We start from the raw sequence: 12562 nt of genomic DNA, 5'->3' as shown, positions 1-12562 counted from the left end.
GCACATACGTATATCAAAACAAGCAGTAAGTACCTTATGAACCACTTCGAGCCCCCCATTCACTGGAACGACTATGAGGATGTAGCTATGGCCCTGTACGAGAAGTTCGGCGACGACTTCACGGAAGCCAAAATCTACCGTATCCGTTTCACCGAGCTGCTGGAGTGGGTACTGACCCTGCCTAACTTCTCCGGCACCCGCGACCAGGCCAACGAAGGCCATCTGGAGCAGATTCAGGCCAAATGGGTCTACGAGTGGCGCGACAACCAGAAATAGCCGCACATACGTTGCGTATGTAGCCTTACCGAAGGATCTGCCCGCTGCCCCGACTCGTATGTGCATCGGGCAGGCACCGGGACAGGTCCTTTGCTGCATTGGTACTCTGCTTCTACCATTCTCCCATTGCTATGACTTCTCCTGCTGCTGCACCCGACTTATCGGGTATTAAGGCTTTTATATTCGACGTGGACGGTGTGCTGACCGATGGCACGCTGCTAGCCCTCAATTCCGGTGAGCAAGCCCGCGCTTTTCATATCCGCGACGGGTACGCTATCCGGCATGCCCTGCGGCACGGCTACCGCATTGCCGTTATATCGGGCCGTGAGGAAGAGGGGGTACGCAAACGCCTAGAGTCGCTGGACGTCCGCGACGTGTACCTGGGAGTTGACGACAAGATGAAAATCTTCAATAATTACGTCAACACCTACCGCCTCGACCCTGTGCATATTGCCTACATGGGCGACGACATGCCCGACTTGGAAGTAATGCGCCGCTGCGCCGTGGCTGCCTGCCCCGCTGATGCCGCCGACGATGTACGCGCCATCAGCACCTACGTATCGTCGCTGCCCGGTGGGCACGGTGCCGTACGCGAGTTGATTGAAGCTGTGATGAAGGTTCAGAAGACGTGGTAAACTCCGGCCAGCGTGCCCGTTAGGAGGCCTTATTTCGCTGTTACTGCTTGGTTTAGGCGAGGTTGCACTTTTCTGAATATCCTCTATATTTACCCACTCATCCATTCATCATTTTCTTTTTTTCATGAAAACAGGAACCGTAAAATTCTTTAATGAGGCGAAGGGCTACGGCTTCATTACAGATGATGTGACCAAAGAAGACTTCTTTGTTCACATTACCGGTCTTAACGGAGGACAGGTCCAGCAGAATGACCGTGTGGAATTTGAGACGCAGGAAGGCCGAAAGGGCGTAAATGCGGTAAACGTGAAGAAAGTGTAAGTTTCGACTTACCGGTTTTTTAGAACGAAGAAAGCCTCTCCCCCGTCGGAGGGGCTTTCTTTTTGGCACCTTTGCAGGTGGTACCGCCACCCAGGGCCCATCAAGTGAGGCGGTGGTGTTATGCTTTTGTTTCCATTTTGCCTGTAGTGCCCGCCTTATGTCCTCATCAGCCACTTCTTTTTCGGGTGCTACCCCGCCGGAGCCAGCCGGCCCGCAGCACGAAGTAGGGCTAATGCCTATTGCGCGACTGGTGCGGCTGCCCAACCTGCTGATCATGCTGCTGTGCTTGGTGCTGGTGCGCGCGGGCCTACTGTTGCCCGGCAATCCGGTGGCTGCACTCTGGAGCGCCCGGTTCGGTATCCTGGCCTTAGCGGCGCTGTGCGTGGCCGCCGCCGGCTACATCATCAACGACTACTACGACGTAAAGATTGATGCCATCAACCGGCCGAAGCAGTTGGTTGTCGGACGGGTCGTGAACCGGCGCCGGGCCATGCTGGCGCACGTGCTGTTGTCGGGGGTCGGAGTTGGAATTAGCGGGCTGCTTTCGCCCTTGCTGGGCCTCGTGAATTTGGGTTCTGCGCTGCTGCTGTGGGGTTATTCGGTGCGGTTTAAGCGGGTAGCGCTGGTCGGCAACGTCAGTATTGCAACCCTCACAGCGGCGCTGGTACTGCTGCCCGAACTGCAACTGCGCACTGGCACTAGTAGCGTATGGGTGTATGCGCTGGCCGCGTTTCTGCTGACCGTGGTGCGGGAGATAGTAAAAGATGTGGAAGACATGCGCGGCGATGCTCAGCACGACTGCCGTACATTGCCTATTGTGTGGGGCGTGGCCCGCAGCAAGTGGGTAGCCGGGTTTTTTCTGGCGTGCCTGCTGTCTTTGGTTATAGGAGGGGTTTGGCACTCGTTTGTGCATAGCAAATGGGTACTTGGCGCTTGGCTGCTAGTGCTGGTGCTAGGGCCGCTGTTGTGGCTGACACAGCTGCTGCTGCGCGCCGACCGGCGGCGCCATTTTGCCGAGTTGAGCCGCTGGTGCAAAGGCATCATGCTGGCCGGTGTGCTCTCGATGCTGCTGGTAGCAGGAATAGGGTAAAACCGTAGCAGGCTCCGCTTCGTTAGGGAGGATATTAGGGCTGCAGCTCGACTGTTTTCAGTAGGGCAGCTCTCGTCTTCCTCTTTCTTATAAAGCCTTTTATGCGCTTTCTCTACACGCCGCTGGCCCTGTGTTTACTGGCCCGGCTTGGGTCTGCTCAAGTAGTCCCTACGCCTGATACTACCACTGCCGTAGTCACGGCACCCGCCCCCGGCCTAAGCGCCACCACCACCGATGGACAGCCCAAAAAGTCTCGGTTTGCGCCCAGCGACAAGCCCAGTTTTATTCCGGTTCCTATCGTGTTCTACCAGCAGGAAACGGGCTTCGCCGCCGGCGCGGCTATTTTGCCGGTGTGGCGTTTCGGGCAGGATACCACGGTGCGCAAGTCGAATGCCCGCCTGATTGCCTGGTTCTCTCAGGAGAAGCAAACCACCATTCAGCTTACCCACAACATCTTCACGCCGGGCGAAAAGCTGTATTTCTCCGGCGAGCTGAGCTATTATGATCTGGCGTTCAACTACTACGGCGTCGGCAACAACACCAGCAAAGATATTGAGTCGCATATTCAGTACCCGCTGTGGGTATTCGACGAGAAAGCGTTGGCCCGGGTAGTGCCTAACTTGTTTGTGGGTCTGCGCTACCGCTTCACCAACCTCGGCGACGTGGAATTGAAGGACAATGATGGTAATACGGCTCCTTACTATTCCATCCCGGAAAACCAGCGGGGCGGCGGTATCAGCTCGGGTGTAGGCCCGGCGCTGCTTTATGACGGCCGCGACAATGTGTTGGCCACCTACCGCGGCAACTTCGTGGATGCCCACATGCTGTTCAACGGTTCCGGCCTCGGCAGCGACTACAAGTTTAACCGCTACCAGATAGACGCCCGCCACTTCAATCCGCTGTTCGGGACCAACAATACCATTCTGGCGCTGCAGTTTTTGGGGCAGTATCACTCTGGCAACGTGCCTTTCCGGGAGCTAGGCGGTATGGGTGCTACGCTGGGCGGTTCGCTCTACAATGGTGCCTACCTGATGCGCGGCATCTATGAAGCCCGCTACCGCGACCGGCAGTTTAGCACGTTTCAGGCCGAAATCCGCCAGAAGCTGATCTGGCGCTTCGATATTGCCGCTTTCATGGGTGTTGGTCAGGTGGGCTACAACCTTTCTGACTACTCCTTCGATGGTACCAAATTCGCCGGTGGCCTGGGTGCTCGTTTCCGGTTCAACCGCCGCGACCGGCTCAATATCCGCCTCGACTATGGCGTAGGCTCGGGTGGCAACTCCGGTATCATCTTCGCTGTGGGCGAAGCATTCTAGCCCGCTTTTTCCAGTTAACATGTGCTGGCAGAAATGCCCGCAACTCGGAAGCACCACCCACCCTGGGTGGTGCTTTTGTATACTCAGCGGCTCCCAGCAGCGCTGGCAAAGCTCGTCTGTAGGCTGCAAAAGGCATTTCCAACTCATCTTCCTGCTGGCTTTCGCGTAGAAGATGGCCAAATGAACCACGCTACTCCTGTGCGCTTTTATACCAACAGCGACCCGGCTGCCCCTAGTGTGGCCGCTGGCCTCTGGCAGCATCTGCCGCCGCCTGCACCCGCCCTGAAAATAAGTGTCATCATTCCGGCTAAAGATGAAGCGGAGCAGCTACCCGCTACCCTGGCGGCTTTGGCTGTACAGCTGGATTTGCAAGGCCAGCCGTTGAGTTACGGCCAGTATGAGGTGCTAGTACTCGCCAACAACTGCCACGACCAGACGGCCGCAACTGTGCGCTCCTTTGCGTCTCGTCACCCTGGCATGGCATTGTATATAGCCGAAACCACGCTGCCCTCCGCAGAAGCACACGTTGGCAAAGCGCGCCGGTTGCTGATGGATGAGGCCTGCCGCCGCCTAGAACTCACAGCCGGGCCAGCAGGCATTATCGCCAGCACAGATGCGGATACTCGTGTTGCCGCAACCTGGCTGGCAGCTATGCTGGCCGAGTTTGAAGCAGGAGCCGACGCGGTAGGGGGGCGCATACTGCCGGATGCGGCTTTTTCTCAGGGATGCACTGTCCGCCGCACGCACCTGCACGATACGCTGTACCGCTTGTTGCGTACCCGCCTAGAAGCCCTTCTCGACCCCGAGCCCGCCGACCCATGGCCGCGCCATCATCAGCACTTTGGTGCCAGCTTGGCCCTCACAGTTGCTGCTTATCGACAAGTAGGAGGGCTACCTGTAGTGCCTTTTCTGGAAGATGAAGCCCTCTACCAAGCGTTGCGCCGCCACGACCTTCAGTTGCGCCATAGCCCACAGGTTCGAGTCAGTACATCGGCGCGCTACGAGGGGCGAGTGGCAGTTGGGCTGTCCTGGCAGTTGCGTGAGTGGGCTAGCCTAGCGCAGCAGCAGCGCGAACCACTGGTGGAAAGCGGGGCTGGCCTCGTAGCAGAATGGAAAACCCGGCAGCAGCTGCGCCACTTGTGGAGCCAACTGCAGGATAGCGGCCGCCAACAGCGCCTGCCGCTGTGCCTACAGCTGGCGGCCGCATTGAGTGTGCCTGCGCCTGCGCTGTCGCGGCAGTTGGCTGCTGCGGCTTCATTTGGGGCGCTTTGGGAATGGGTGCAGCAGCATCGGGCCCGGTGGCGACGGAAGCGCCTCGTGCCTTTGCCAAAAGCCATAGCTGAGTTGCGCCAATTAGTTTCGCGCCATGAAATAGGCCTGACTACCCGGCAGCCTAGCTTAGCGTCGGGCCAACAAATCGAGCCGGTATTGTTCGGCCCGGTGGCCGTGCAGGTGCTTTAGAGGACTGTCCGAAGCAACCGCCTGTGCCAGAAAAAACTCGTGTACTTCGTCACCGGTCAGGGGGTAGTCATGTACGGGCGGTGTCCAGTGCACCAGCAGCAGATGGCCGCCCGGCCGCAGGGCGTTCAGCAGTTTCTCAGAAGCCAATTGCAGGTCGGGCAGTGCCCAATAGTAGCCCACCTCCGACAGCACAATCAGGTCAAAGCTCCGGCCGACTGGAAACTCCGCGGGTAGCATCATGCGCTCAAACTCTACCTGTAGCAACTGGGCACAGCGTTGGCGGGCCCGTTCGAGAGGTGCTTCCGCCACATCTATGGCCAGCAGATGCCGGCACTTCGGCGCCAGCTGTTCCGTCAGCACACCCAAGGAACATCCTACCTCGAAGCCGCTGTCGTATGGCTCACTGGGTAGCGCCGCAATGGTATCAGCATATTTGGCCCGCTCATAGGGACTGGTTTCAAAATTCCACGGGTCAGAGTTGGCCCGGTATACGTCATCAAAATAGGTGGGCGGCAGGGTGCTTGGCTGGTTCGGATTCATGGAGCGTGGAAAAGGGCAGAGTTCAAATTGCGGCAAAGCAGGCTACATTTTGGCTTCCAGATACACCTCATAGGGCTGGGCGAAGTGGGCCAACATGCCAGCTGAAAGCACAAATCCCGCCGGGTCATCATCAATAATACTCGGAGCCAGCTGGGAGCGGTGCGCGGCAATGGCACGTTGCTTTCGGGCCAGTACGGGTGTCACATCGAGCCGCCAACCCACTGCTTCATCAGTATGCGGCAGGTCAGTCGGGCTGGCGCGTTCCCAGGCCCATACCACATATTCAAGCAGGCGAGGCGGCTGCGGTAGTTGAGCTAAAGCTGCGCGTACCAACTCGCTGGTAGCCCGATGGTCAGGGTGTGGGTCGCGGCGCCAGGGGCACAAAATGGTAGTAGCACCTATTTGGCGCAAAAAGTTGTGCAGTTGCTTTGCTGCCGCACTGCCAGCCGGCGTATCGGAAGTCGGCACGGCCCCATCAGGTAGGTTAAGCGTTTGCAGCAAGTGCGAGCCTACACCTAGCTCCTGCAAAGCATCCTGCAACTCAGTTTCGCGCAACGCCTGCCGGGCGGCTGGCGGAAACTTTACAGAGTTAGGGTGCGACATAGTCCCGTCGCTTACCAGCACACACCATACCGGCTGTGCCGCCTGAGCCAGCAATGCCAGCAAACCGCCGCACCCTAAGCTTTCATCGTCCGGATGCGGCACAATAACTACAGTAGGACCCAGCGTCGCGGCAAACTCAGGGGAGCGTACCGGCAGCGCATTGAAATCGAGCGGCTCTGACTTATGCATTCCAAAGCTGATAAGCAGGCGCAGTATGGGTCAGTGCGAAGCGGCCGGCATCGGCTTGCGCGGCATCGGGGGCCGGCTGGCGCAGGTAGTGCGTCAGGTCGCGGTGTAGCCGCTCGAATGGTTCCGGCTGCAACAGGCCACGGGCTCCTACGCTTCGCTCGGCCAGTTGCAATACCCGTAGGCATATGTCCTCAATGGCAGTTCGCACCATATTAGCATAGGCTACCGTGGCTTCGGCCGCCGACTCAGCGCTGGGGCGGGAAGCATGGTCGGCCGCGCCGCGCAGCCAAAGAGCACCACTTTCAATAAGCAGGGTCATTTCGCCGAGGCGCTGGCGCTGATACGGGTCATCGGTGCGGCCAAGCGCCTGCAGAAAGCGGCGGGTTTCGTCAAAAACTGCTTCTGCTCCACCCAGCTGCACGGCCGCAAACCGAATGGCGCCGCCACTGAACCACGGTTGGCGGTAATAGTCGCCGGGCTGGCCCAGCAAATCTGCTTCACTGATTTCCAACCCTGAAAAATCAACGCGGAAGCTGGCCGAAGCCCGCATACCCAGTGGCCGCCAGAAGCTGGAATCCAACGCCGGCTGTTGAGTATCGGCTGGTAGAATGAGCATTTGCCAGCCGCCATCCGGCAAAGCAGCCGTCAGCAACGGGCGCGTGACATGGCCGGCACCCGACGCAAACGTTTTGCTGCCCTGCAGCCGGTAGCGCCCGTTGGGTAGCGGCTCCAGCTTCACGCCATCCTGCGCTTCCGTGTTCCAGACGCCAAACAAATGACCAGCGCGGACATCAGCCACCCAGCCGCTAATCTGTTCCGGCTGCCCGATACGCTGCAATAACTGCAGCGCGTTTACATGGCCTTCGTACACACGCCCCACCGCCAAATTGCCGCGCCCGATGTGTTTGAGGGTCTGTAGCAGTTTCAACGTCTGGGCAGATGCTGTCAGGCTGGCGCTGCGAGTTTCCAATGGGGCTCGGAGCAGGCCGGTTTCGCGCAGCCAGCTAAATTCTTGTACTGGAAAGCCGCCATCATGGTCGGAATGCGGGGCATGGGCTAGTAGCTTCGGCGCTAGCGCTGCCGCCGCTTGCTCGGGGGGAAGTATAACAGGGGGGACATAAGCAAGTATATCCGACTCCGGCTCGATGGCAGAAGTGGAGGAGAAGGCAGTAGACATAGTCAGGCAGATTGGATACTACTAGTACTGCATTTGCGGCGGACTAGTTATTGCCAGCCGTTTTTCTGCAACGTAACAATTCGGTAACATAGGCAGGTGCGCTGGTCGTCCTACCTTCGTGGCGCATTTCACACCCTCACCAACCCCTGTCGCCATGTCGCAGCCTATTCGTTCCGCCCTCGTTTCCGTCTATTACAAAGACCGTCTGGAGCCTTTGGTCGCGTTGCTGAAAGCCCACGGCGTAACCATCTATTCCACTGGCGGCACGCAGCAGTTCATTGAGCAGCAAGGAGCCGAGGTAACGGCTGTAGAGAGTCTGACGGGCTTTCCAGAGGTATTTGGCGGCCGCGTAAAAACCCTGCACCCAAAAGTGTTCGGTGGTATTCTGCAGCGCCGCCACGAGGCCGGCGACCAAACCGAGGCCACCCAGCACCAGATTCCGCCCATCGACTTGGTCATCGTGGATCTGTACCCATTCGAAGAAACCGTGGCTTCCGACGCTCCGGAGCAGGAGGTTATTGAAAAGATTGATATCGGGGGTATTTCGCTACTGCGTGCCGCCGCCAAAAACTTCCGCGACGTGCTGGTGGTCAGCAGCCGCGACCAATACGCGGCCGTAACGGAATTGCTGACGCAGAAAAACTGCGCCACCGACCTGGAGGACCGCCGCCACTACGCGGCCGCCGCCTTCGAGGTAACGTCGCACTATGACACCCAGATTTTCCAGTACATGGCCCAGGGTACCGAGCTGAGCGGCGCAGCTCTGAAAGTAAGCCAGAAGCCCGCCACTGCTCTGCGCTACGGCGAAAACCCGCACCAGGCCGGCACTTTCTACGGCGACCTAAACGCTCTTTTCGATCAGCTGCATGGCAAACAGCTCAGCTACAACAACCTCGTGGACGTGGATGCTGCCGTATTGTTGATGCAGGAGTTCGATGCCAACGGTCCGGCCGCCTGCGCCATTCTCAAGCACACCAACGCCTGTGGCGTCGCCCAGGCCGATACCCTACAATCTGCCTACCTAAATGCCCTGACCTGCGACCCGGTATCAGCGTTTGGCGGCGTCATCATTGTGAATAAGCCGGTAGATGCGGCTACAGCAGAAGAGCTGAACAAGCTGTTTTTCGAGGTGCTGATTGCGCCGGAGTTTGAAGCTGAAGCATTACCCATTCTGCAGAGCAAGAAAAACCGCATCCTGCTGCGCCAGAAGCCGGTGGCTTTCCCGGTTAAACAGGTGAAAACACTGCTAAATGGCGTGATTGAGCAGGACTTCGACAAAGTAGTAGAAGGCGCCACTGAGTTCCGGACCGTCACGGAGTCGGCCCCGACTGCTGATGAGGTGGCAGCGCTGGAGTTTGCCCTCAAAGTGTGTAAGCACACCAAGAGCAACACCATTGTGCTGGCGCGGGCCGGTCAGCTGCTGGCGTCCGGCGTGGGTCAGACCTCACGCGTCGATGCGTTGCGCCAGGCCATTGAGAAGGCCCGCAGCTTCGGGTTCGACCTGCAGGGCTCGGTTATGGCATCCGATGCCTTCTTCCCCTTCCCCGACTGCGTGGAAATTGCCGGCGAAGCCGGCATCCGGGCAGTGGTGCAGCCCGGTGGTTCCATCAAAGACCAGGACTCTATTGACGCCTGCAACCGCCTGGGCATGGCCATGGTCCTGACCGGAGTGCGCCACTTCAAGCACTAGACAAGAAGCGGCTGGGCAGCGGGTGTAGTAGAAGAGAGTTTTATTGCTAAACTTGACTGTTGCTCCGCCATCAACCACTTAGCCTATGAAAACCAGCCGTCTGGAAGTTCTCTTGTACGTAGTAGGTGTCTTACTGCTGCTGGGTGGGGCCGTTATCCGGGTCGGGCATCTGGCCAGCGCCCGTCTGGGCTTTACGCTGCTGGCGGTTGGTTTTCTGATGGGGAGTGTCGGTCGGCTAGTGGGTTGGCGGCGGGCGCGCCGACTGCGCCAGCAGGAGCTAACAGCCTAGTTTGCCCACCACCGTAATCCAACGAACAAAAGCCCTACCGCATTTTTCAGCAAAAAACCCCGGCGTACGCAGACGGCGGGGCTTTTTGCTGAAAAGTAACAGAGCTCCGCCCCAAGCCGGAATTATACTATACTAAGATGCCTGCTTTACTCGTTGCGCCTCGCAATGACCACAATACCTTCGGCCAGCCTATAAGCATGCCATGATTATACCAGCTGTGCTTCGCCGAAACTTCCGTACTTTTGCGCCCACTTTGCACGGACTCCATCCGCGCACCTTCTTTTAAACTGCCGCTAATCAATGGGTTTCTTTAATTTCCTGACCAGCGACATCGCCATTGACTTGGGGACGGCCAACACGCTCATTATTCATAACGATAAAATCGTGGTGGACGAGCCGAGCATCATCGCCAAAGACCGTACAACCAACAAAGTAATTGCCGTGGGCCGGCAAGCGCAGCAAATGCACGAAAAGACCCACGACAATATCAAAACCATTCGCCCCCTCAAAGACGGCGTAATTGCCGACTTCCATGCCGCCGAGGAGATGATTAAGGGCATGATTAAGATGATTGACACCCGGACCCGGCTGTTTCAGCCGTCGCACCGCATGGTCATCTGCATTCCGTCAGGCATTACGGAAGTAGAGAAGCGCGCTGTGCGTGACTCCGCTGAGCACGCCGGGGCCAAAGAAGTTTGGATGATTCAGGAGCCGATGGCCGCGGCCATTGGTATCGGTATCGACGTGGAGCAGCCCGTGGGCTCGATGATTATCGACATTGGAGGTGGTACCACCGAAATTGCGGTAATTGCCCTGTCAGGCATCGTCTGCGACCAGTCCATCAAAACGGCTGGCGACGTGTTCAACCAGGACATTCTCGACTACATGCGCCGCCAGCACAACCTGCTGATCGGGGAGCGTTCCGCAGAGCGCATCAAGATTGAAGTAGGGGCGGCCCTGACCGAACTGGACGTAACGCCGCCCGATTTCGAGGTGCGTGGCCGCGACCTGATGACTGGCATTCCGAAGGTTATCAAGGTGACTTCTTCCGAAATTGCTATTGCCCTCGACAAGTCGGTGGCCAAGATTGAGGAAGCCGTACTGAAAGCGCTGGAAATCTCGCCGCCCGAGCTGTCGGCCGATATCTACGAAAATGGTATTCACCTGACTGGTGGCGGCGCGCTGCTGCGGGGCCTCGACAAGCGGCTGGCCGCCAAAACCAAGCTGCCCATTCACATTGCCGAAGACCCTTTGCGGGCGGTAGTGCGCGGTACGGGTGCCGCCATCAAGAATATTCAGGCCTTCCGCAGCGTTCTGCTGACGTAATCTAATGAGGAACGAACAGGAGGAACAGAGAATTTCGCAACGGCCGGTTCTCTGTTCCTCCTGTTCGTTCCTCATGCGTATTTGATTCATGAGTAACCTCTTCGCTTTTCTGTTTCGCTACCGGGGTATGCTCGTGTTTGCGTTGCTGGAAGTGGCGAGCTTGTACTTGCTGGTGCGCAACAGCACCTATCAGCGGGCAGCATTTTTCAACTCATCGAATGCTTACGTAGGCCAGATTCTGGACGTGCGGACGCAGATATTCGACTACTTCCGTCTCGTAAGTATCAATCAAGGACTGGTGCAGGAGAATGCCCTGCTACGCCAGCAGCTTTACCGCGCCGACCTAAGCCGCCGCGAGGCTGACAGCCTACCCGTGCCTCAGGATAGCACGTCGCGGGCCCGTATGGCTCGCCTCCCGCACCCCGATTCACTGCTGCTAGGCCTGCGCACGCTGCCTACCCGCGACCCGGATTATCCGCTCATTGCGGCGCGGGTTGTGAATAACTCACTGCGACGTGTGGATAACTACCTCACGCTGAATGTTGGCACCCAACAGGGTATCCGGCCGGGTATGGGCGTGCTGGCGGCAGCAGGTGTGGTAGGCCGGGTGAAAGTGGCCAGCGAGCATTACTCCACCGTCACGTCGATTCTGCACTCCAAAACGTCGATATCGGCCAAGATCAAGCGCGACGGCACTTTCGGCAGTATTAAGTGGCCCGGCGACGATTTCACGCACGCACTGCTCGACTACATTCCGCGTCAGAACAAACTCGTGCGCGGCGACACCATTGTTACTTCGGGCTACAACGCACTGTTTCCGGAGGGCGTCATCATCGGTACCATTGACTCGTTTGTGAAGGAAGCCGACAAGAACTTCTGGACGGTGCGGGTGCGGCTGTCCGTCGACTTCTCAAAACTGACTTACGTGTACGTTGTGAATCCGCGCCCGAAAGTGGAGCGCGACACGCTGGAAGCAAAAGCCGGCATGAAGCCAGAAGGGGAGGAGCGGCCATGAAAGGAGTAGGAATGCTGCTGATTCAGCTGCTGCGCTTTGTGTTCTACATGGCCGTGCACATGCTCCTGGTGAGTAAGCTGGCCCTGTTTGATCTTGGCTGGTGCTTTTTTTACCTCGGCTTTTTGCTGTTTCTGCCCATCGGCACGCCCATTGTGCTGCAGCTGGTGCTGGGCTTCGTGACGGGCCTGCTGATGGATATTTTTTACGACACGGGCGGTGTACACGCGGCTGCGGCCGTGCTGCTCTGCTACCTGCGGCCGTGGGTGTTGCGCCTGCTCACGCCGCGCGACGGCTACGAAACCCAGGACTCGGTGAACGTGCACCAGATGGGCGGGCAGTGGTTTGTGGTATACATGGCGCTGCTGATCGGGCTGCACCACACCGCATTTTTTCTGCTGGAGCTGGGCAGCTTTCAGGCGTTTGGACTTACGCTGGTCAAGATTGTGGTCAGCACGCTATTCACAGGGCTCACGCTGCTGATTATCCAGCTCATTTTCTTCCCCACCAAAAGACGGAACCGCTAGGCACCGACCGTCCTGGAAACCGCTTCCGGATAGCGCGGCTATATAGCTGGTAGTAAGACTGCCGGGCCGTACCTTTGTGAATCCGGCCGTAGGGCCGCAAGTGCTTTTCTTT

General features: G+C 58.1%; 14 protein-coding genes. 11 read left to right on the top strand and 3 right to left on the bottom strand.

Features of this window, described 5'->3' with window-relative positions:
* Positions 1-36 precede the first annotated feature (36 nt).
* From iscX to H4317_RS16690, 6 genes are all read left to right on the top strand, one after another.
* The gene (gene iscX, locus H4317_RS16715) at positions 37-276 is read left to right on the top strand and encodes a Fe-S cluster assembly protein IscX (protein WP_185887697.1); all 240 of its coding nucleotides are present in this window, start codon (positions 37-39) and stop codon (positions 274-276) included.
* Positions 277-407: 131 nt separating this feature from the next.
* The gene (locus H4317_RS16710) at positions 408-911 is read left to right on the top strand and encodes a KdsC family phosphatase (protein ID WP_185887696.1); all 504 of its coding nucleotides are present in this window, start codon (positions 408-410) and stop codon (positions 909-911) included.
* A gap of 124 nt (positions 912-1035) precedes the next feature.
* Positions 1036-1230, top strand: coding sequence for a cold-shock protein (locus H4317_RS16705; RefSeq protein ID WP_073284930.1), 195 nt, complete (start codon positions 1036-1038; stop codon positions 1228-1230).
* 157 nt (positions 1231-1387) lie between these two features.
* A complete protein-coding gene (locus H4317_RS16700) occupies positions 1388-2320 on the top strand; it encodes a geranylgeranylglycerol-phosphate geranylgeranyltransferase (RefSeq protein ID WP_185887695.1) in 933 nt (310 codons plus the stop codon).
* Between the two features lie 101 nt (positions 2321-2421).
* On the top strand, positions 2422-3636 hold the full coding sequence (locus H4317_RS16695; RefSeq protein ID WP_185887694.1) for a BamA/TamA family outer membrane protein: 1215 nt from the start codon (positions 2422-2424) through the stop codon (positions 3634-3636).
* A 180-nt stretch (positions 3637-3816) separates the two neighbouring features.
* Entirely contained in the window at positions 3817-5097 is a 1281-nt protein-coding gene (locus H4317_RS16690; protein ID WP_185887693.1) for a glycosyltransferase, read from the top strand.
* On the opposite strand, the gene H4317_RS16685 is transcribed toward H4317_RS16690, so the two are convergent.
* From H4317_RS16685 to H4317_RS16675, 3 genes are read right to left on the bottom strand one after another with little or no spacing between them, the layout of a single operon-like run.
* A complete protein-coding gene (locus H4317_RS16685) occupies positions 5035-5637 on the bottom strand; it encodes a class I SAM-dependent DNA methyltransferase (protein ID WP_185887692.1) in 603 nt (200 codons plus the stop codon). The genes H4317_RS16690 and H4317_RS16685 overlap by 63 nt on opposite strands.
* Positions 5638-5679: 42 nt before the next feature.
* Positions 5680-6429: a PIG-L deacetylase family protein gene (locus H4317_RS16680; protein ID WP_185887691.1), complete on the bottom strand. Its 750-nt coding sequence runs from the start codon at positions 6427-6429 to the stop codon at positions 5680-5682.
* Positions 6422-7606 carry an acyl-CoA dehydrogenase family protein gene (locus H4317_RS16675; RefSeq protein ID WP_185887690.1) on the bottom strand — a complete coding sequence of 395 codons (1185 nt, stop codon included), beginning with the start codon at positions 7604-7606 and terminating at the stop codon, positions 6422-6424. The genes H4317_RS16680 and H4317_RS16675 overlap by 8 nt, the downstream gene beginning before the upstream one ends.
* A gap of 154 nt (positions 7607-7760) precedes the next feature.
* Between H4317_RS16675 and purH the strand changes: the two genes are divergently transcribed.
* From purH to H4317_RS16650, 5 genes are all read left to right on the top strand, one after another.
* The gene (gene purH, locus H4317_RS16670; protein ID WP_185887689.1) at positions 7761-9296 is read left to right on the top strand and encodes a bifunctional phosphoribosylaminoimidazolecarboxamide formyltransferase/IMP cyclohydrolase; all 1536 of its coding nucleotides are present in this window, start codon (positions 7761-7763) and stop codon (positions 9294-9296) included.
* A gap of 85 nt (positions 9297-9381) precedes the next feature.
* Positions 9382-9585, top strand: coding sequence for a hypothetical protein (locus H4317_RS16665; RefSeq protein WP_185887688.1), 204 nt, complete (start codon positions 9382-9384; stop codon positions 9583-9585).
* A gap of 300 nt (positions 9586-9885) precedes the next feature.
* On the top strand, positions 9886-10911 hold the full coding sequence (locus tag H4317_RS16660; protein WP_044014329.1) for a rod shape-determining protein: 1026 nt from the start codon (positions 9886-9888) through the stop codon (positions 10909-10911).
* Positions 10912-10999: 88 nt separating this feature from the next.
* The gene (gene mreC, locus H4317_RS16655; RefSeq protein ID WP_185887687.1) at positions 11000-11926 is read left to right on the top strand and encodes a rod shape-determining protein MreC; all 927 of its coding nucleotides are present in this window, start codon (positions 11000-11002) and stop codon (positions 11924-11926) included.
* Positions 11923-12450, top strand: coding sequence for a hypothetical protein (locus H4317_RS16650; protein WP_211539049.1), 528 nt, complete (start codon positions 11923-11925; stop codon positions 12448-12450). Before mreC ends, H4317_RS16650 begins: the two co-directional genes overlap by 4 nt.
* Positions 12451-12562 lie beyond the last annotated feature (112 nt).

Source organism: Hymenobacter sediminicola, assembly GCF_014250515.1.
Lineage (GTDB): Bacteria > Bacteroidota > Bacteroidia > Cytophagales > Hymenobacteraceae > Hymenobacter > Hymenobacter sediminicola.
This window is presented reverse-complemented; position numbering and strand designations above follow the sequence as displayed.